Here is a 19,853-nt window from a genome sequence, read left to right on the forward strand (position 1 = left end):
ATGACGATATGCTGATCATCCTCCTCGCTTATTTCGGTGGGATCCTCACGATCCTGAGTCCGTGCATCCTGCCGGTTCTGCCGTTCGTGTTCGCTCGCGCCGACCGCGGCTTCCTGCGCAGCAGCCTGCCGATGCTCGTCGGCATGGCTGCCACCTTTGCGATCGTCGCCACGCTCGCCGCCGTCGGTGGCGGCTGGGCGGTGCGCGCGAACCAGGTCGGGCGCTGGGCGGCGCTGGTGCTGCTGGCATTGTTTGGGATTGCCCTCGTGTTTCCGAGCATCTCCGACCGGCTGACGCGGCCGTTGGTCGCGCTCGGCTCGCGGATGACGGAGCGGGAAGGGCAGCGCGACAGCGTGTGGTCGTCCCTCCTTTTAGGGGTCGCGACCGGACTGTTGTGGGCGCCTTGCGCGGGTCCGATCCTCGGCATCATCTTCACCGCAGCCGCGCTGAATGGCGCAAGCCTCAACACGACTTTGTTGTTGCTGGCTTATGCGCTCGGCGCGGCGACCTCGCTGGCGCTAGCGCTTCTGGTCGGCGGGAAGCTGTTCGCGCGGATGAAGAAGTCGCTCGGCGCAAGCGAGCGCATCCGCCAAGTGCTGGGCGTGCTCGTATTGGTCGGTGTGGGCGCCATCGCGCTCGGCCTCGACACGCGCGTTCTGTCGAAGCTTTCCAGCGCCCAGACTTCAAGTCTGGAAACCGGCCTCGCGCAGAAGCTTGGTGCGACGCAGCAGATGGGCGCCACCGAAACGCGCACCAACAAGATGGGCCAACTGGTGCTGCCGGTGGAAGGCGAGCTTCCCCCGCTTGACGGCCTCGGCCCGTGGTTCAACGGCAAGGCGCTCACCCGCGAGGCGTTGCGCGGCAAGGTCGTGGTGATCGACTTCTGGACATACAGCTGCATCAACTGCCTGCGCTCCATCCCCTACGTAAAGGCGTGGGACGAACGGTACCGCAAAGACGGCCTCGTCGTGATCGGCGTGCACGCGCCTGAATTCGCCTTCGAGCGCGAACCGGCGAATGTCGCACGGTCGCTGAAGGAACTCGGCATCACCTACCCGGTCGCGCTCGACAACAATTACGTGCTGTGGCGAGCGCTGAATAACAATTACTGGCCGGCGCACTACTTCGTCGATGTGCAGGGTCGCGTTCGCTACCACCATTTCGGCGAGGGAGACTATGCAGGGTCGGAGCGCGTGATCCGCCAGCTGCTTGCCGAAGCGGGCCACGCGCCGGCCGGTCAGTCGATGGCGCCGGTCGCGGCCAGCGGCGCGCAGGCAGGCGCGGCCATCGGTCAGATCGGCTCGCCCGAAACCTATATTGGCTGTGCGCGTGCCGAGCGCTTCGTGTCGCCAGGCGGGCTGCTGACCGACAAGCCGAAAACCTATGCGGGCGCACCGCTGTCGCTGAACGATTGGTCGTTGGAAGGATCATGGCAGGTCAGCCGGCAGAGCGCGCGGTCGCTAGCTGCCGGTTCCAAGATCAGCTTCCGCTTCCATGCCCGCGACCTGCATCTCGTGCTCGGACCAGCAAGCGGGAAGCCGGTGCGCTATCGCGTCCTTCTCGATGGCAAGCCGGTGGGTGCGGACGCTGGGGTCGATGCGGCCTACAGCAGCGGCGTGGTGCGCGAGCAGCGCCTCTACCAACTTGTCCGGCAGAAGGGACCTGTGCGCGACCGTACCTTCACGATCGAGTTCCTCGATCCGGGTGTGGACGCTTTCTCCTTCACCTTCGGCTAGTAGCCGCTGAGGGACATTGCTTCGGCGGGTTGCGGCCGGACGCGAGCCCCTTCGATACCTCCACCTGCGCGTCCCTGAGATCGGCCTGGAATTGCGGATCGGCCTGCAGCCGCGCGAGGATCAGCTTGCCGATCTCGCGGCCGGCGTCGATGTCGCTCTGCCATTGCCCGTCGCAGATGACGCGGTTCTGGCCGAAATCGTCGCCGCGTTGGAGCAGCGCCGTCGAGCGAGCGGGATTGAGCGTCGCGAGGATGTGCCCGAACGCCCAGCCTGTCGCACTTTGCCCGCCGGGGTAGGAGCCTTCGATCCGGAGCATTGCATCGTCGCTTGGCAGGCAACTCGCACCGTTGTGGACGGCAAATGGGCGAGGGCGCTTGTAACGGTTCTTTGCCGGCGAGATCGAGCGCCGGACGTCGATAAAGGTCTTGTTGAGAACGGTGAAAAGGGCCGGGGTGCTTTGCTTGTCGATGTCGGTACCGAGTGCGCAGGAAAATCCGTGCAGAATGACGGGCAGCGAGCGCGAAGCATCGGAGATCGCCTGGTCGTAGCGATCGGTGCCTCGGTATTTCAGCGCCGCTTCTCGCGCGGCCTCGTCCCTTGCCATTTCCGGCGAACCAGCGGCGGGCGGCGGCGGCACGGCCGAGATGACATCGGGAAGCTGGTCGGCGGCGAGATAGCCGCTTGCCGTGGTTGCGGGGACGCCGCGCCTCGACGCATTGCTGCGTTCCTTGGAAGTGCAGGACGCGCCGGAGAGCGCCAGCGCGACGGCCGCCGCAACGCCCACGATCTCTTTCGAACCGGCCACGGCAATCTCCTCTCGAGATGCCTTTCGATAGGCCGCACGAAATCTCGCGCACGGCCCAGCGCCATTATCACGCGCGACCGATCCTGTCGTAGGGAATCAGCGGTTCAGGAGAAGGATGGTGGAGCCGAGGGGGATCGAACCCCTGACCTTCGCAATGCCATTGCGACGCTCTCCCAGCTGAGCTACGGCCCCACGTGTCACGCGCCCTTAGGCGATGGAAGACGTTCTGCAAATGGGAAATTCGGTCTTTTCGGTCAACCTCGGCCGGCATTGAATTCGCTTGCCCAGCGTCGGCCTAGCCCACAAACAACCGCATCGACGGGGATGGGGGATGCCGATGCGGCCGATGCTTGCAGTTTTTGCTTTTATGCTTGTGGCGGCGGCGCCGCCCGCCACGGTGCCGGTCCAGCTAGGCGTCGATACGCCAGCGCCGCTGGCTGGGCGGATTATCGTCTTTGCCGAGCCGGTGAAGCCCGGCGACAAGGCGCCTGAAAGCATCGACGCCAATCCATTCGCTGGAACACTGACTGCTGTTGCCGCGCGCGATGTTCGGTCGCTGTCGAAGGGGCAGGTCGCTGTCGTCGATGCGGATACCGATACGGTGCCTGGCCCATGGTCCCAGCTGCCGTCCGGCAAGTATCGGGTGCAGGCCGTGCTCGATGTGAACGGCGACTATAATTACAGTGGGCGCGGCGCCAACGATGTTGTTTCGCCGATCACCGAAGTGTCGCTCCCCGGTGCGCTTCCCCCGATCGGGCTGACATCGGTCATTCCGGCGACCGATCCCTACGCGGCGCAGAGCGAGAGAGGCAAAACCTTGGCGCCTTTCTTGGCGAAGACGCTGCCGGTCGATTTCGTCAGCCCGGAGCTGAGCGCCTTCTGGGGCCGGCCGGTGCACATGCGCGGTTGGATCGCACTTCCGCCTGGATACAGTCCGACGTCCAAGGCAACCTGGCCGACGGTCTATGCCACGCAGGGCTTCGGTGGGAACCTGCCGTCCGCGCGGTGGGAGGCGGCCAGCCGTACGCAGCTGATGGAGCAGGGCAAGATTCCGCCGATGATCTGGGTCGTGCTCGACGAGAGCTCACCGACCGGCACGCACGAGTTCGCGGATTCCGTGAACAACGGGCCGTGGGGCGCCGCGCTGACGGCGGAGCTGATCCCGTCACTGGAGAAGCAGTATCGCATGGACGCGCGTCCGTCAGGGCGCTTCCTCAACGGCCATTCGTCAGGCGGATGGGCGACGTTATGGCTCCAGACGTGCTATCCGAAGATTTTCGGCGGCACCTGGTCAACCTCGCCCGACCCGAGCGACTTTCATGACTTCACCGGCGCCGACATCTATCGGCCCAATGCCAACGTCTATGTCGACGCCACCGGCAAGCCGGTGCCGCTGGTGCGCATGAACGGCAAGGACGTCGCCAACCTGCAGGATTTCGCGCGGCTGGAGTCGGTGCTCGGCCCTTATGGCGGGCAGATGTCGTCGTTCGACTGGGTCTTCTCGCCCAAGGGCGCTGACGGCCGGCCGATGCAGATGTTCGATCGCCGCACCGGCGCGGTCGATCCGGTCGTCGCCGCTTACTGGCGCGACCATTATGACATTGCCTACCGGCTCGAGCACAATTGGCCGGCGCTGAAACGTGACCTCGACGGCAAGATTCACGTCATCGTCGGGACGGAGGATACTTTCCATCTCGACGGCGCGGCGCGGAAACTGAAGGCGGTGCTGGAGCGCCTGGGCGCGAAGGCGGACGTGCGTTTCCTGCCCGGGAAGACGCACGGCAACCTTTATGAGGCGAACGGGGATCCGAACGCCTTGCTGATCCAGATTACGAAGGAAATGCAGGCCGTCGCGCGACCGGGCAAGACCAACTAGCTTTCGTCGTCCTCGCCGCCGGTTTCGACTCCAAGGTCATTGTCGCCGGTTTCCAGGTCGACTTCCTCGTCCGGGCTGATCTCGGCGTCTTCGTCGACTGCCAGATCCTCGGCCGCCAGCTCGTCGTCCTGCGCGGGTTCCTTGGCGGCCACGGGCGCAGCTTCAAACGCCATCGGCTGCTTGGACTTCAGCACCGGCTCCGGCACGAAGTCGGTGCCGCAGTTGATGCAGTGCACCGGATCGTCATTGCCGAGGTCGTAGAAGCGGGTCGAGCACTTGGGGCAAGTGCGCTTGGAGCCCCATTCGGGCTTCACCATGAAAAACGTCTCCAGTTTCGAATTCGCGCGCGCGCCCATCGACTGGGGCAGCGTTCGGCGGGGCGCCTTGCCATAGGCATAGCCCCCTGTCAAAGCGCCCAAATCGCATGAGCAAGGACCTGAGTGACAACCGCCCGATCGTAATCGCGGTCGACGGACCCGCGGCCAGCGGCAAGGGAACGATCGCCCGGGCACTGGCGGCCCATTTCGGCCTGCCGCACATGGATACCGGCCTGCTCTACCGCGCGGTGGCGCTCAACCTGTGGCGCTGGGGCGGGGACCCGTCGAGCGAGTTCGAGGCTCTCCGGGCGTGCTCCGCTGTCGGTGTCGATCCGGATGACCCAGAGCTGCGCAGCGAGGCGGTCTCCAAATATGCTTCCGCCATTTCGGCCTACCCTTCCGTGCGCGCGGCCTTGCTGGAACGCCAGCAGGAATTCGCCGGACAGCCGAAGGGGGCTGTGCTGGACGGACGCGACATCGGAACGGTGATTGCGCCGGATGCGCCGGTGAAGCTTTTCGTAACTGCGTCGGCCGAGGTCAGGGCGCAGCGCCGCGTGCGCGAGCTGCTTGCCCGCGGGATGCCTGCGCACCTTGAGGACGTGCTGCTCGACATCCACGCTCGCGACGACCGGGACTCAAGCCGCAAAACCGCGCCGCTGCGTCAAGCCGACGGGGCGCTCCTGCTCGACACCACTGACCTCGATGTCGACCAATCGATCGCCAAGGCCATCAACCTGGCCGAAGAGCAACTCGCGCGCGCCGAATAAAGAGAGGCCCGGCAGCAAGGGGATCACTGCCGGGCCATCCTGTATTGGAACCCGCCTCCAGATTGCCGTCTAGATCAGGCGGGCTCCGTGAGATTCAACTAATAGCATAAATCCGCGTTGCGCGCGACTGTCGCTTTGTCTCGAACCAAGACACCCGGCCACGCGTCAGGGCTTGCGGCGAAGGCTCCAAACGAGCGCGGACAGGCTGGTCAGCACGGCAGCGAAAGCGATCAGAAGGGCGGGACTGATTAACATCATGACAGCGACTCCGTGAATCACAGTTCACTATTTGTTCCCTATCTACAATAGGAAAATACCTATCAGGCCAATGATCGCTGAGTAGGGATATTTTCACCTCTCGTGCTTAGACGATAGCGCTGAAACCGACGCCCGGAGCGCGCCACCAATGCATGCCAAAGCCGGCCCGATCGCCAGCAGCCATATGATCATCAGCTGCGCGACCATTGCCGCGATCCTGTTGTTCGTCGCGCTGGGCAGCCGGGTTCTTGCCCCGGCGCTTGGCGGTGCCGCTGTTCCGAACAGCAGCCTGACCATGGCGTTCCTGCTGAACATCGCGATCATCCTGTTCGGCTGGCGGCGGTCCAAGGATTTGCGCGAGGCGCTCGACGCCTATGAGCAGGCCGAACGGCTCGCCGAACGCAACGCCAACACCGACCCGACGACGGGACTTGCCAATCGGCGCGAGGTCTTGCGCTCGATTGCCGACGCAATGGAGGCCAGACGCGGTGCGACTTTGCTGCTGATCGACCTCGACCACTTCAAGCGGGTGAACGACCTTCACGGCCATGTCGTCGGCGACCAGTTGCTGAAGCATGTCGCCGAAGTGCTCCTCGGCGCCGCACCCAGTGGCGCTTGCTGCGCCCGTACCGGCGGTGACGAGTTCGCAGTGCTTATCGAAAGCGCCGACGCCAAGAATGCCGAGCAGGTCGCCACTGGCGTGCTCGCCCAGCTCGCGACCCCGACGTTCGCCGCCGGCGCGCAGGTGCAAGCCACCGCCTCGATCGGCATTGCCGGCGCTGAGAAGCTTAGCAAGGCCGAGGACCTGCTTCGACGGGGTGACGTTGCGCTTTACTCAGCCAAGCGCGCCGGACGCGGCCAGTTCGCCTGGTTCGACCCGCAGCTCGACCGCGAGCTGAGCGAGCGGCTCGAGTTCGAGGAGGACATGCGCGTCGGCATCGCCAAGGGCGAGTTCGTGCCGTTCTTCCAGCCGCTCATCGACCTCAGCACGCGGGACCTCGTCGGGTTCGAGGCGCTCGCTCGCTGGCGCTCGCCGAAGCGCGGCTTCGTCGAGGCCGACCAGTTCATCGACGTCGCCGAAAGCAGCGGCCTGATCAGCCCGCTGACGCTCGGCGTGATTGCACAGGCGCTAAAGGAAGCGCGGACCTGGCCGCCGAACCTGAAGCTTGCCGTCAACATCTCGCCAGTTCAGTTCCGTGACAGCCGCCTTGCCGCGCAGATCATCAAGGTGCTGACTGAGAGCGGCTTCCCCGCGAGCCGGCTGGAAATCGAGATTACCGAGGCCGCGCTGCTTGAAGACCGCGATCAGGTTCTGTCGATCATCCACAGCCTCAAGAACGTTGGCGTCAGCGTCAGCCTCGACGATTTCGGGACCGGCTATGCCAGCCTCGCGCAGGTCAATTCGCTGCCGCTCGATCGCGTGAAGATCGATCGCAGCTTTATCAGCACGATCGTTAAGAGCGAGTCGACGGCGGCGATCGTCAGCTCGATCGCGGGGCTCGGCCATCAGCTTAACGTTCCGATCACCGCCGAGGGCGTTGAGTCCGAGCAAATCCGAAACGCGCTCAAGAATTTCGGTTGCACCGAAGCGCAAGGCTGGCTGTTCGGCCGCCCGGTGAGCGGCGACAGCGTTCGCACTTTCCTTGGCCTCAAGGGGCAAAACGGAGCTGGGGACATGACGGCCGAGCCACCGAAAGCCGCCGAGGGCGACCGCCACCGCTTCACCCCCCGGATCGGGCGAGTGCTTTAGCTCCGAAAATCATGTGCTGCTGACAGCAAAACGCCGCGGAGAAACCGCGGCGCTTCGCTTATGTGTAGACGGGTTACGCGGCCCGATAGGTGACCTTGACGTTCCTCGTCCTGCGTATTTGGAACCCGATGGCGCCAAAGCCGAGAAGCGTCATCGCCCAGGTCGCTGGTTCAGGGACCTCACCAACCGGTCCGCCTTCTTTATAGAACCACTGCAGGACCGCCGGGCCTCCGCAGCACTCACCGTAGGACATGGTGAAGTGGTACGTGCCGGCGGACGGCGCGGTGATCGTGAATGGAGTGGTGACCGGGGCCGTCGGCCCAGGAGTGTCGACGACCAAGCCAATTCCGCCGTCGAGGCTTAGTTGCAAGCCGTCGTCGTGTGCACATTTTTTGAGCAGTGCATAACCCTGGCCAATTTTCTTGGCGATCAGCGCGCCGGCCAGCACCGCGAGGACGAGTGAGCGTTCATCCTATCATCCTATTTGCCGCAGTCGAACAAATCCGGATGCTGGCGCGGCTGGGAGCGGAGATATTGCGGCGGCACCTGCACCTTGCCGCCGATTTCGGCTGCCGCGTGCCACGGCCAGCGCGGGTCGTAGAGGATGCCGCGGGCGAGCGCGACCATGTCGGCATCGCCCGTTCCGACGATTGCCTCTGCCTGCTCCGGCTCAGTGATCATCCCGACCGCAACGACCGGCATGTTGACGGCGCGCTTGATCTCGCGGGCTAGAGGAACCTGATAGCTCGGGCCGACCGGGATCTGCTGGCGCGGGTCCAGGCCGCCGCTAGAGACGTGAATGGCGCCGCAGCCGAGCGCATCCAGCGCCCTAGCGAACTCTATCGTTTGCTCAAGGTCCCAGCCACCATCGACCCAGTCGGTTGCGGAGACGCGCATCGTGACGGGCTTGTCGGGCGGAAAGGCAGCGCGAACCGCGTCGAATACTTCGAGCGGGAAGCGCATTCGGTTTTCGAGGCTGCCGCCATATTCGTCGGTGCGGCGGTTGGAGAGCGGCGAAAGGAACTGGTGGAGGAGATAGCCGTGCGCGCCGTGTAGCTGGACGGCAGCGAGGTCGAGGCGCGCTGCGCGCACTGCGGCGTCCGCGAACGCTTCACGGATGCGATCAAGGCGCTCGCGGTCGAGCTCGACCGGCGGGTTCTCGCCTTCGAGGAATGGAATGGGCGAAGGCGCTACCGTCTGCCATCCATTCTCCGCATGCGGCGTAATCTGTGCGCCGCCGAACCATGGTTTGTCGGTCGACGCCTTGCGCCCGGCATGGCCCAGTTGGATCGCAACCGGCATGTCCGACCAGCGCCGAACGCTTGCCAGCACCCGCGCCATCGCTTCCTCGTTGGCGTCCGACCACAGGCCGGTGTCGCCGTAGCTGATGCGCCCCTCCGGCGTAACGCCGGTTGCCTCGATGGTGAGCAGCGCCGCGCCGGACAGCGCGAGATGGCCGAGGTGGATCATGTGCCAGTCGGTCATGTTCCCGTCCTCGGCCGAATATTGGCACATGGGCGCTATGACGATGCGGTTAGCGAGCTTGAGGCCGCCGACCTCGATCGGGCTGAACAAGGCTGGCATGAAATTCCTTAGCTGGAGAGAGCGGGTTCGGGCTGCCGGACGGCTTCCATGAGGAGTTGGTAGGATTTCAGACGCGCCTGGTGATCGTAAACCTGCGCGGTGACCATCAGCTCGTCGGGTAGCGTGCACTCGACGAACTCCCCGATCTGGCGGCGCGCCGTCTCGGGACTGCCGATGGCGGATGCCGACAGTATCTGGCGCAGCGTTGCGCGCGCCTCGAGCGGCAGCTCGTCGGCATAACCGGGCCTCGGCGGCGGTAGCTGGATGGGGTTGCCGGTGCGTAGCGAGACGAAGGCCTGCTGCACCGATGTTGCCAGCAGCTGCGCTTCCTCGTCGCTGTCTGCGACGATCGCATTGAAGCCGAGCATGACGTACGGCTTGTCGAGCTGTTCCGACGGCTCGAACCGCTCGCGATAAACCTTGATCGCCTCCATCATCATCTGCGGCGCGAAGTGCGAGGCGAAGGCGTATGGAAGGCCGAGCATTGCCGCGAGTTGCGCTCCGAACAGGCTCGACCCGAGAATCCAGATCGGGATGGAGAGGCCCTCGCCGGGAATCGCACGGACACGCCCGTTGTCACCGCGGAAATAGCCCATGAGCTCGACCACATCGCGCGGGAACTGATCGGCGTCCGACACCAGGTTGCGGCGCATCGCATGAGCAGCGGCCTGGTCCGTGCCCGGAGCGCGTCCCAGTCCGAGGTCGATGCGGCCGGGATAGAGGGATTCCAGCGTGCCGAACTGCTCAGCGACGATCAGCGGTGCGTGGTTGGGCAGCATGATGCCGCCAGCGCCGATGCGAATCGTCGAGGTCTGCGACCCGACGAACGCCAGTGCCACCGCCGTCGCCGCGCTCGCGATGCCAGCCATCGAATGATGCTCGGCCATCCAGAACCGCTGGTAGAGGAGGCTCTCCGCATGGCGGGCGAGGTCGGCGGAGTTGCGAAGTGACTGCCCCGCGTCGCTCCCCTCGACGATCGGTGACAGGTCGAGGATGGAGAGGGGCACCATGGGCCCGCATTTGGGTCGTTCATCGCGTCACCGCAAGGTCAGTGGCAGGCGGCAGCTGGCTTTAGGCTATGCTCCCGACTGCTCGTCGGTTGGATAGGTCGCGTTCGCCAATCCCCATGCGATCGCGAGCGCGAGGGCAGCCCACGCGGGCATCGCATAGTCGGTGTCGAAGCCGGTCAGCATCAGCGCAAGAAAGCAGAAGAAGCCGAGGACGTACCAGCCCTTCGGCGATCCTTTGCCGGCGATCTCATATTGGATCCAATTGAGCTGCTCGGAGCCCCGTTCCTCCGGACCGTGCATCGGGCGTCGCCGTCCACGAGTCAGGAGCAGCAGCAGGGCGAGGCTGCCTACCAAGGCCGCAAGCGCCCTGGGCAGCAGGGCCGGCGCGCCAAACCATTCAATTAGCAGCGTAACGCAGAGGGTGAGCGCGACGATGGAGGGCGCGCGCTTCGATAGGCTGTCGATCATGGGACTTGCGCGCACGGCGCTTCTATCGATGACCTCGCGACCGTCTGCAATGCCCACTGGCGCAACTTGCCCTCTAAGCCCCTCTAAGCTAAGGGGCGCGCGTCCGGCGGCGGTGGCCGCGGAAGCCCGTCTCTTCGGCGAGCGCGTACGGTGTACCGGAAGCGACCGGCACCGGGGCGCGCTCTTTGTCATGAACAGGGCCGTTCCGAACACCGCCCGCAGGTCGCCGCTTCGGCACGGTGCCGCCGCGGCAGTGCATGCAACCAGGTCCGCATGTGAAGGCCCGCCATGGTGGCGCGTCACGCGGCAGGCCAGTTTGAAGTTCAGGAACACAGATACACATGGCGACAACGACATTCCCGTCCCGCGACGATTTCGCGGCCCTCCTCAACGAAAGCCTCGGTGGTGAGAACGAAACCTTCGAAGGCAAGGTGGTGAAGGGCACCGTCACGGGCATCGAGAATGACATGGCCGTCATCGACGTCGGCCTGAAGAGCGAAGGCCGAGTGCCGCTGCGCGAGTTCGCGGCGCCGGGCCAGAGAGCCGACCTCAAGGTTGGCGACGAAGTCGAAGTCTATGTCGACCGCGTTGAGAATTCGGCTGGCGAAGCGATGCTGTCACGCGACCGCGCGCGCCGCGAAGCCGCCTGGGACAAGCTCGAAAAGGAATTCGAAGCCGGCAACCGCGTCGAAGGCGTGATCTTCGGCCGCGTGAAGGGCGGCTTCACCGTCGACCTCGGCGGCGCCGTAGCGTTCCTTCCGGGATCGCAGGTCGACATTCGTCCGGTCCGCGATGTTGGTCCTCTAATGGATCTTCCGCAGCCGTTCCAGATCCTCAAGATGGATCGCCGCCGCGGTAACATCGTAGTGTCGCGCCGCGCGATCCTCGAAGAGACCCGCGCCGAGCAGCGCAGCGGCCTCATCCAGTCGCTGGCCGAGGGCCAAGTCATCGAGGGCGTGGTCAAGAACATCACCGATTACGGTGCGTTCGTCGACCTCGGCGGAATCGACGGCCTGCTGCACGTTACCGACATCAGCTACAAGCGCGTCAATCATCCGAGCGAGGTGCTCAACATCGGCGACACGGTGAAGGTGCAGATTATCCGCATCAACCGTGAGACGCAGCGCATCAGCCTCGGCATGAAGCAGCTTGAGAGCGATCCGTGGGAAGGCGCATCGGCCAAGTATCCGGTCGGCGGCGTGTTCCAGGGCCGCGTCACCAACATCACCGAATATGGCGCTTTCGTCGAGCTCGAGCCGGGCATCGAAGGCCTCGTCCACGTCTCGGAAATGAGCTGGACGAAGAAGAACGTGCATCCGGGCAAGATCGTCAGCACGAGCCAGGAAGTCGACGTGAAGGTGCTCGAGGTGGACGAAGAGAAGCGTCGCATCTCGCTTGGCCTCAAGCAGGCGCAGTCGAATCCGTGGGAAGCCTTCGCCGAAGCGCACCCGGTCGGATCCGTCGTCGAAGGCGAAGTCAAGAACTCGACCGAGTTCGGCCTGTTCGTCGGCCTCGAAGGCGACGTCGACGGCATGGTCCACATGTCGGACATCGCCTGGGGCGTGTCGGGCGAGGAAGCGCTTCAGCTTCACCGCAAGGGAGAGACCGTCAAGGCGCAGGTGCTCGACGTCGATGTCGAGAAGGAGCGCATCAGCCTCGGCATGAAGCAGCTCGAAGGCGGCGGTGCTGGCGCGGCCGTTGGCACTGGCGCGGCGATCGGCGGGGTCAAGAAGGGCGAGACGGTCACCGTCACCGTCCGCGCGATCCAGGATGCTGGTCTCGACGTTCAGGTCGGTGACGACGGGGCCACCGGCTTCATCAAGCGCGGCGACCTTGGCCGCGACCGCGACGAGCAGCGCGCCGAGCGCTTCCAGGTCGGTCAGAAGCTCGACGCGATGGTCATCGGTTTCGATCGTTCGAAGAAGCCGAACTTCTCGATCAAGGCGATGCAGATTGCCGAAGAGAAGCAGCAGGTTGCGCAGTACGGTTCGTCGGATTCCGGCGCGTCGCTCGGTGACATCCTCGGCCAGGCGCTGAAGGAAGCCCAGGAAACGAAATCCAAGAAGAAGTAATTGTGAAGGCGGCGTTTCTTCTTGAGACGCCGCCTTTCAATTCCTCTTGCGTGAGAAACTGATTCCTGACAGCCTTATTCCCAAGCGGCCCATTGTTCGGGGGGAGTAGGGGCCGGTCATCCTTAATGCGGGGAAGCCGATGATCCGTTCTGAGCTGGTGCAGAAGCTTTGCACCGATTTCCCGGACCTCACGCAGCGTGAGGTCGAGGGCGTGGTCAGCGCCATTTTCGATTCTATCACGGATCAGCTCGCCAAGGGCGGCCGGGTGGAGCTTCGCGGCTTCGGCGCCTTCTCGACGCGCAACCGTGATGCGCGCATCGGCCGTAACCCGCGCACCGGCGAATCCGTCGATGTCGACGCCAAGCGCGTGCCTTACTTCAAGCCTGGCAAGGAAATGCGCGAGCGCCTGAACTTAGGTGAAGTCACTGCCGAATAGCCGGGGCAGCACTACCGTCGCCGCGGCTGGCAATGCGGACGTGGCGGAACGGTAGACGCTGGAGACTTAAAATCTTCTTCCCGATTGGGAGTGCGGGTTCGATTCCCGCCGTCCGCACCAACCCTTGAGCAGCCGAGCGTAGAGATTCGATCGCGATGCGATCGTCGAGCAGCGCGAAGAGCCTGCGAAAGCCGGCCGGCCGCCGGCCCCTATGCCGAGTGGATCGACGTCACGTATTTATTCCGTGACGGCGCGAGACCTTCGAAACCGAACATCCACACAGCCCAAAAAATTGGGGCAGACCGAAGCCCGCCCCAACCCCTGTGTTCAGCGTTGCCGCTTAGCCGCGTTCGCCGCGCTCCACCGGAGGCGGTGGGGGTGGCGGCGGAGGCGGCGGAGCGGGGCAAGTCGCCGCAACGTCGATCACCGAGTTCCCGACGATTCATGGTCACCGAAAAATTGACCAATTTTCGAACATTAATCGATGTTTCACGAGACGGTTTATTAAGCGTTTTCTCATAACACCGTCGCCGTGAGTAAAGCTGTACCGAGTAACAGCGCTTCGGCGGCGAATGAGCGCGTGGTCAATGCACAGCGCGATGCGATAGTGCTTACCATCCTCATTGCCGCGGTATTGTTGCTCATCTGGAACGGCAGCACCTTCTTCGCCAATCTGCAGATCGCGGGGAATTTCGACCCCGACGTACGCATCGCAAGTACCGCCTTAACGCTGAATGTCGCACTGATCCTGTTCGGCTGGCGGCGCTACGTCGACCTGCAGCACGAAGCGGAATTGCGGGCAGAGCAGGAACGGCGGGCCGTCGTCCTCGCAACGACTGACGCCATCAGCGGCCTCTACAATCGCAAGGGCTTCGCGGACCGCGCCGGCGAGTTGCTGGCGCGAAGCTTGGTAAGTGGCGATCATGTCGCGGTGGTTTCGTGCCAGGTTCAGCGGTTCAAGACCGTCAACGACCAGCACGGTCTGGAGATGGGCGATCGCCTGCTCAAGGAGATCGCGGCTTCCCTCAGCAAGGAGTTGCCGGGTCACATGGTCATCGCGAGGCTTAGCGGTGACGAATTCGCTGTCGCGCTCGCCGTTCGGCCGGACCAGGCGGAGCGGGCCGAGGAAGTCGCCGAGACCCTCCTGAAGATCGTCACTCGCCCATACGTCTTCGAAAACCGGATCATCCAGGTCGGCGCGTTTGTCGGCATTGCGGTAGCACCCGCAGCGGAGGCCGGCGTGCCCGATCTCCTGCGCCGCGCCGACATCGCGATGGACCGCGCCCGGAACGGCCGCATCGCGCGCCCCGTATGGTTCGACGCCGGCATGGAGCGGGCTCTACTGGCCCAGGGAGAGATCGAGCAGGGCATCCGGTTCGGCCTGGAGAACGGCCAGTTCATTCCCTTTTTCGAACCGCAGGTGGACCTCGCGACCGGCGACATCGTCGGCTTCGAGGTGCTGGCGCGCTGGAATCACCCACTCACCGGCATCATTGGCCCGGACATTTTCATCCCGATTGCCGAGGAAATCGGCCTGATCGGCCGTATGTCGGAGCAATTGATCGGCGAAGCGCTGCGGGAGGCCGCGACCTGGGACCCGGCGATCAAGATCTCCGTCAACATTTCCCCGTCGCAGCTTGCCGATAGCTGGTTTGCGCAGCGGATCGTCCGCTTGCTGACCGAAACGCGCTTCCCGGCAGATCGCCTCGTCGTGGAAGTGACCGAAACCTCGCTGTTCGCCGACATGGATCTCGCGCGTTCGATCGTGGCAAGCCTCAAGAACCAGGGCATCCGCCTTGCGCTCGACGATTTCGGCACCGGCTTCTCGTCGCTGGCGCACCTTCGCTCACTGCCGTTCGACATCATCAAGATCGACCGTAGCTTCGTCGCCGACATTCACAGCAAACGCGAGAATGGCGCGATCATCCGTGCCGTGACCACGCTTGCCAATGCGCTGTGCGTGCCGGTCTGCGTCGAGGGTATCGAGAACGAGAGCACGCTCGAGGGCGTGATGTCGCTCGGCTGCGAGATCGGGCAGGGGTGGTATTTCGGCAAGGCCATGCCGGCCGAGCAGGCCCGAGAGATGCTCGCGACCAGTCGCCGCACCGAGCTTCTGCAGCCGCCGCATTCGTCCGCCGCAGCCCGAGCTTAGTTCCAAAAACAGGAGATTAGAGCCATCTGTCCCGCCACGGGACGGATGGAGCCCTGTTGTGCAATCGGTGTTTTGAACATGGTGAATGTCCGGTTAAGGATTTACCATGTTGCTTGCGCGTCCAGCCCGTTCGATCAACCCGCGCCGCTTCGGCCGCGGCCCCGTGAAGGATGCGGGGCCGGCACCGACGCCGGCGAAGATCAGTGACGATCTGAAGCTATTCGCGACGACCTTCGCCGCTGGGTTCGTCTTCGTTTCGGTGTTCTTCGGCTAAGCCGCGATCAATCGCAGGCGAGGTGCAGTTTGTACCCCAGCCAAGCCGAGACCAGGCACATCGCCGCCACTAAGAGCAACTGACCCGTCGGGCCGACGCCCGCGCTGCTCAGCCCGTAAGCCATGAGCGAACCGACGACCATCGCGCCCGAGTTGACGATATTGTTGGCGGCCACAGTTCGAGCGGTTTCCGCCTTGGGCACCGTGGTCGTCAGGAAGGCGTAGAGAGGGACGACGAACATGCCGCCGGTGATCGAGACGCCGAGCAGCGCCAGGATCATCAGTCCCGCCATCGGGTTGAACAGGAAGTTGCCGAGCGTCGTCAGGTCGGGCCCATGCTTGCCCCAACTCAGCGCCACGAAGTGCAGCAGCAGGACGAAAACGCCCATTGCGATTACGGACGCCGGGGCGAAGCGGGCCGACACCTCGCTCTTCAGCAAGCGGTTTATGGCGACCGAGCCGATGGCGATTCCGACCGAGAAGATGCCGATAAAGAGACTGGCCACCTGCTCGTTCGCGCCAAGCACGTTCTTCACCAGCGGCGGGAAAATGATGATCAGCACCGCGCCGATCGTCCAGAAAAAGCTGATCGACAGGATGGCGAGGAACAGGCGGCGGATGTGCAGCGTCCCGCTCACCAGCTCGATCGACGCGTGAATGATGTGCCAGTTGATCGGTATGCGTTCGGCGGAAGGCGGCGCAGGAGGGACCTGGCGCCCGGCGAGGAAACCGAGCACCGCAATGCCGATCGTCGCTGCTGCCGCGATGGACGGCTGCACTGCCAGGACGCCGGCAAGGATCGTTCCGCCCAGGATGGCGAGATAGGTGCCGGCTTCGACCAATCCGGTTCCTCCGAGCACCTCGTCCTTGTGCAGATGTTGCGGGAGGATGGCGTATTTGATCGGGCCGAAGAAGGTCGAGTGAATGCCCATCGCGCAAACCGCTGCCAGCATCAGCGGAATATTCGCCAGCAGGATGCCCGATCCGCCAAGGATCATGATCCCGATCTCGGCAAGCTTGATGATCCGGATCAGGCGCGACTTGTCGTGATCGTCGGCCAATTGCCCGGACAAAGCCGAGAAGAGGAAAAAGGGCAGGATGAACAGGCCCTGCGCGATCGCGCTGAACTGAAACTCCTTCGCGGGGTTCGAATAGAGCTGGTACGTCACGAACAGGACGACCGCCTGCTTGAACAGGCTGTCGTTGAACGCGCCGAGGAACTGCGTCGTGAACAAAGGCAGGAACCGCCGCGAGCGCAGCAGATGTGAAACGTTCTGGATCAAGGCTTAGCTGAGCGCGCTCATTGACGGTGGCCGTGGAATAGCCAGCTTTCCGCTTTGCTCCAAACCTTATAACGGCCTTGTTCCAGAACGATGCTGTCGCTGCCGAACCTGCTGACCCTTTCGCGCATCCTTGCGGTGCCTATCCTGGTGTTCCTCTTGTGGCGCCCGGCGCCGTGGGACTATGCGATCACCTTCGTCCTCTACTGCCTTGTAGGCATCACCGACTATTTCGACGGCTATCTGGCGCGGGCGCAGGGGCGGATCTCACGGCTCGGCCAGTTCCTCGACCCGATCGCCGACAAGATCATGGTCGCCGCAGTGCTGGTGATGCTCATCTCCAGCCGCAAGGCCAATCCGGTGCCGGAGATTGCGAGCCTCCATATCATCCCCGCGCTGGTCATCCTGCTCCGCGAGATCATCGTCTCGGGCTTGCGCGAATTCCTCGCCGAGCTTCGTGTCGGACTACCGGTCAGCGCGCTGGCCAAGTGGAAGACCACCTTCCAGATGGTGGCTTTGGGGGCGCTGATCCTCGGCGGCGCGATGCCCGATTATCCGTGGGTGCACCTTACCGGTATTGTCAGCCTGTGGCTCGCGGCCGCACTGACGCTGGCGACCGGTTACGATTATCTGCGCATCGGCCTGAAGCACATGGACTGAGTTTCGGCAGCACTTATCGATTCTGCTGTTCTCACTGACGAAGGAATCCGGTTTCCGTCCGCCCCGCCTCGCGACTAGTCGTCGCGTCGACATTAGCTTCGGAGGGATTCTGACATGGACGCAAAGACTGGCGAAATGGGTGGGTGCCCGGTTGATCGGCCAAGCACGGTGCGCTCACTGCTCGGCCGCCAGAACCGCGACTGGTGGCCTGAACAGATCCCGGTCGACATTCTCAGTCAGGGCGGCGGATCGCCGGACCCGATGGGCGCCGACTTCAGCTATGCCGAAGCGTTCAAGAAGCTCGATTATCAGGCGCTGAAGCGCGACCTCGCCGCGCTGATGACGGATAGCAAGCCGTGGTGGCCTGCCGATTACGGCAATTACGGCCCCTTCATGATCCGCATGGCCTGGCACGCGGCCGGCACGTATCGCACCGCCGACGGGCGCGGCGGCGCCAACAGCGGGCAGCAGCGCTTTGCCCCGCTCAATAGCTGGCCGGACAACGGCAACCTCGACAAAGCGCGGCGCCTGCTGTGGCCGATCAAGCAGAAATATGGATCGTCGATCAGCTGGGCCGATTTGTTCGTTCTCGCCGGCAACGTCGCGATCGAAAGCATGGGTGGGCCGGTTTTCGGCTTCGGCGGCGGCCGCGCCGATGTGTTTGAGCCGGAGCGCGACATTTATTGGGGTGCCGAGGAAAAGTGGGTCGAAGCGACCGAGACCCGCATCCAGCCGGACCGCGAATTGGAGCTAGAAAACCCGCTGGCCGCGATTCAAATGGGCCTCATCTACGTCAATCCGGAAGGGCCGGGCGGTAATCCCGACCCGCTCCAGTCGGCTCGCGACATCAAGATCACCTTCGAACGCATGGCGATGAACCATGAGGAGACCGTCGCGCTGACCGCCGGCGGGCATACGTTTGGCAAGGCACACGGCGCTGGCGACCCAAGCCACGTCGATGCCGCTCCGGAGGGCGCCGACATCGCTCTCCAAGGTCTCGGCTGGGCAAGCTCCTTCGAGAGCGGGGTCGGCGAGCATACTATCACCAGCGGCATCGAAGGCTCCTGGGTGAATACGCCGACCCAATGGTCGGAGAATTATTTCCGCCTGTTGCTCGACTATGAATATGAGCTCGTGCGCTCGCCTGCGGGCGCGCAGCAGTGGCAGCCGATCAATCAGAAGCCGGAGGACATGGCGCCCGCCGCGCACGACCCGTCGAAGCGCGTGCCGACGATGATGACGACGGCCGACATGGCGTTGAAGGTCGACCCCGAGTTCCGCAAGATCTCGGAGAAGTTCCGCAACGACCATGAAGCGTTCGAGGACGCCTTCGCTCGCGCCTGGTTCAAGCTGACGCACCGCGACATGGGGCCGAAGGCCCGTTACCTCGGCCCGGAAGTGCCGGCCGAGGACCTCGTCTGGCAGGACCCGGTTCCGGCCGGCTCGAAGCCGTCGGACGGCGACGTCTCGGCGTTCAAGTCGAACATTCTCGATGCGGGCTTTAGCGTCGGCCAACTGGCCAAGGCGGCATTCGCGTCGGCCTCGACCTATCGCCGGTCCGACCATCGCGGCGGCGCCAATGGCGCGCGCGTCCGGCTCGCACCGCAAAAGGACTGGGCGGCCAACGATCCGCAAGAGCTTGGCCAGGTGCTCGCCAAGATCGACGAACTGCGTGGCGGACTGTCGTTCGCCGACGCGATCGTGCTCGCAGGCACGGCGGCGGTTGAGAAGGCGGCCAGGGACGCTGGCTTCAACGTCGAAGTGCCGTTCCTTGGCGGACGTGGCGACGCGACGCAGGAATGGACTGACGTCGAAAGCTTCGAGGTGATGGAGCCGGCGGCCGATGGCTTCCGCAACTATCTGAAGACCAAGCATTCGGTCCGCACCGAGGAGCTTCTCCTCGACAGGGCATCGCTGCTTGGCCTGTCGGCCCCGGAAATGACGGTGTTGCTCGGCGGCCTTCGCGTGCTTGGCGCAAACCAGGGCGACCGCCCGCACGGCGTCTTCACCAACCGTAAGGGTCAGCTCACCAACGACTTCTTCGTCAATCTGCTCGACAACGAGACCTTCTGGGAGGTCGTCGATGGCAGCGGCGACGAGGAATTCATCGGTCGCGACCGTGGCGGCAAGCACGAGAAATGGCGTGCGACCCGCACCGACCTCATCTTCGGGTCGAACAGCCAGCTGCGCGCGACCGCGGAGGTCTATGCCGAGAAGGGCAATGAAGAGAAATTCGTCGGCGACTTCATCAAGGTCTGGACGAAGGTCATGAATGCCGACCGCTTCGATGTTCCGCAGAAGACTAAGCCGGTTGAGCCCCTCGGAATCGCGGAGCCTGCCCTGGCAAAATAGCCTTCAGCTCGGGCCGTCGCGGCGCTTCCTTCCCCTCCCCGGCGCCGCGGCGTGCCC

Annotated in this window: 17 protein-coding genes and 2 tRNA genes; 11 read left to right on the forward strand and 8 right to left on the reverse strand. The window is 64.0% G+C overall.

All coding sequences use genetic code 11. From position 1 onward, the window contains the following. Window positions 1-8 precede the first annotated feature (8 nt). A complete protein-coding gene (locus tag ABD704_RS13475; RefSeq protein ID WP_344700207.1) occupies window positions 9-1,736 on the forward strand; it encodes a cytochrome c biogenesis protein DipZ in 1,728 nt (575 codons plus the stop codon). On the opposite strand, the gene ABD704_RS13480 is transcribed toward ABD704_RS13475, so the two are convergent. Both ABD704_RS13480 and ABD704_RS13485 read right to left on the reverse strand, forming a co-directional pair. Beyond that, window positions 1,723-2,541, reverse strand: coding sequence for an acid phosphatase (locus ABD704_RS13480; protein WP_344700208.1), 819 nt, complete (start codon window positions 2,539-2,541; stop codon window positions 1,723-1,725). The genes ABD704_RS13475 and ABD704_RS13480 overlap by 14 nt on opposite strands. Before the next feature lie 116 nt (window positions 2,542-2,657). Then, a tRNA-Ala gene (locus tag ABD704_RS13485) sits at window positions 2,658-2,733 on the reverse strand. A gap of 205 nt (window positions 2,734-2,938) precedes the next feature. On the opposite strand from ABD704_RS13485, the gene ABD704_RS13490 reads away from it, so the two are divergent. After that, the gene (locus ABD704_RS13490) at window positions 2,939-4,417 is read left to right on the forward strand and encodes an alpha/beta hydrolase-fold protein (RefSeq protein WP_344700209.1); all 1,479 of its coding nucleotides are present in this window, start codon (window positions 2,939-2,941) and stop codon (window positions 4,415-4,417) included. Here the strand turns inward: ABD704_RS13490 and ABD704_RS13495 are convergent. Further along, complete coding sequence (locus ABD704_RS13495) at window positions 4,414-4,734, reverse strand: TIGR02300 family protein (protein WP_344700210.1); 321 nt, start codon at window positions 4,732-4,734, stop codon at window positions 4,414-4,416. The genes ABD704_RS13490 and ABD704_RS13495 overlap by 4 nt on opposite strands. A gap of 137 nt (window positions 4,735-4,871) precedes the next feature. On the opposite strand from ABD704_RS13495, the gene ABD704_RS13500 reads away from it, so the two are divergent. Both ABD704_RS13500 and ABD704_RS13505 read left to right on the forward strand, forming a co-directional pair. Beyond that, window positions 4,872-5,501, forward strand: a complete 630-nt coding sequence (locus ABD704_RS13500) for a (d)CMP kinase (protein WP_344700554.1) — start codon at window positions 4,872-4,874, stop codon at window positions 5,499-5,501. A 406-nt stretch (window positions 5,502-5,907) separates the two neighbouring features. Further along, window positions 5,908-7,509 carry a putative bifunctional diguanylate cyclase/phosphodiesterase gene (locus ABD704_RS13505; protein WP_344700211.1) on the forward strand — a complete coding sequence of 534 codons (1,602 nt, stop codon included), beginning with the start codon at window positions 5,908-5,910 and terminating at the stop codon, window positions 7,507-7,509. A gap of 73 nt (window positions 7,510-7,582) precedes the next feature. Here ABD704_RS13505 and ABD704_RS13510 read toward each other — a convergent pair whose 3' ends face one another. The 4 genes from ABD704_RS13510 to ABD704_RS13525 all read right to left on the reverse strand — a co-directional run bounded on the left by ABD704_RS13510 (window position 7,583) and on the right by ABD704_RS13525 (window position 10,586). After that, a complete protein-coding gene (locus ABD704_RS13510; RefSeq protein ID WP_344700212.1) occupies window positions 7,583-7,957 on the reverse strand; it encodes a PEPxxWA-CTERM sorting domain-containing protein in 375 nt (124 codons plus the stop codon). Window positions 7,958-7,989: 32 nt separating this feature from the next. Then, window positions 7,990-9,093, reverse strand: coding sequence for an NADH:flavin oxidoreductase/NADH oxidase (locus ABD704_RS13515; RefSeq protein WP_344700213.1), 1,104 nt, complete (start codon window positions 9,091-9,093; stop codon window positions 7,990-7,992). 8 nt (window positions 9,094-9,101) lie between these two features. Next, a complete protein-coding gene (locus ABD704_RS13520) occupies window positions 9,102-10,103 on the reverse strand; it encodes an LLM class flavin-dependent oxidoreductase (protein ID WP_344700214.1) in 1,002 nt (333 codons plus the stop codon). Window positions 10,104-10,169: 66 nt separating this feature from the next. Next, window positions 10,170-10,586, reverse strand: a complete 417-nt coding sequence (locus tag ABD704_RS13525) for a hypothetical protein (RefSeq protein ID WP_344700215.1) — start codon at window positions 10,584-10,586, stop codon at window positions 10,170-10,172. A 326-nt stretch (window positions 10,587-10,912) separates the two neighbouring features. Here ABD704_RS13525 and rpsA point away from each other — a divergent pair, with 326 nt between their 5' ends. The 5 genes from rpsA to ABD704_RS13550 all read left to right on the forward strand — a co-directional run bounded on the left by rpsA (window position 10,913) and on the right by ABD704_RS13550 (window position 15,505). Beyond that, a complete protein-coding gene (gene rpsA, locus ABD704_RS13530) occupies window positions 10,913-12,643 on the forward strand; it encodes a 30S ribosomal protein S1 (protein ID WP_344700216.1) in 1,731 nt (576 codons plus the stop codon). Window positions 12,644-12,782: 139 nt separating this feature from the next. After that, window positions 12,783-13,079, forward strand: a complete 297-nt coding sequence (locus tag ABD704_RS13535; protein WP_344700217.1) for an integration host factor subunit beta — start codon at window positions 12,783-12,785, stop codon at window positions 13,077-13,079. A 34-nt stretch (window positions 13,080-13,113) separates the two neighbouring features. Beyond that, window positions 13,114-13,199, forward strand: a tRNA-Leu gene (locus ABD704_RS13540). A 412-nt stretch (window positions 13,200-13,611) separates the two neighbouring features. After that, complete coding sequence (locus tag ABD704_RS13545; protein WP_344700218.1) at window positions 13,612-15,231, forward strand: putative bifunctional diguanylate cyclase/phosphodiesterase; 1,620 nt, start codon at window positions 13,612-13,614, stop codon at window positions 15,229-15,231. Between the two features lie 106 nt (window positions 15,232-15,337). Further along, window positions 15,338-15,505, forward strand: coding sequence for a hypothetical protein (locus ABD704_RS13550; protein WP_344700219.1), 168 nt, complete (start codon window positions 15,338-15,340; stop codon window positions 15,503-15,505). Window positions 15,506-15,512: 7 nt separating this feature from the next. Here the strand turns inward: ABD704_RS13550 and ABD704_RS13555 are convergent, their stop codons facing one another. Then, a complete protein-coding gene (locus tag ABD704_RS13555; protein WP_344700555.1) occupies window positions 15,513-16,784 on the reverse strand; it encodes an MFS transporter in 1,272 nt (423 codons plus the stop codon). 93 nt (window positions 16,785-16,877) lie between these two features. On the opposite strand from ABD704_RS13555, the gene pgsA reads away from it, so the two are divergent. Both pgsA and katG read left to right on the forward strand, forming a co-directional pair. Beyond that, window positions 16,878-17,444, forward strand: coding sequence for a CDP-diacylglycerol--glycerol-3-phosphate 3-phosphatidyltransferase (gene pgsA / locus ABD704_RS13560; protein WP_344700220.1), 567 nt, complete (start codon window positions 16,878-16,880; stop codon window positions 17,442-17,444). A 114-nt stretch (window positions 17,445-17,558) separates the two neighbouring features. Beyond that, a complete protein-coding gene (gene katG / locus ABD704_RS13565) occupies window positions 17,559-19,796 on the forward strand; it encodes a catalase/peroxidase HPI (RefSeq protein WP_344700221.1) in 2,238 nt (745 codons plus the stop codon). Window positions 19,797-19,853 lie beyond the last annotated feature (57 nt).

It is taken from the genome of Sphingomonas limnosediminicola (assembly GCF_039537965.1).
GTDB lineage: Bacteria > Pseudomonadota > Alphaproteobacteria > Sphingomonadales > Sphingomonadaceae > Sphingomicrobium > Sphingomicrobium limnosediminicola.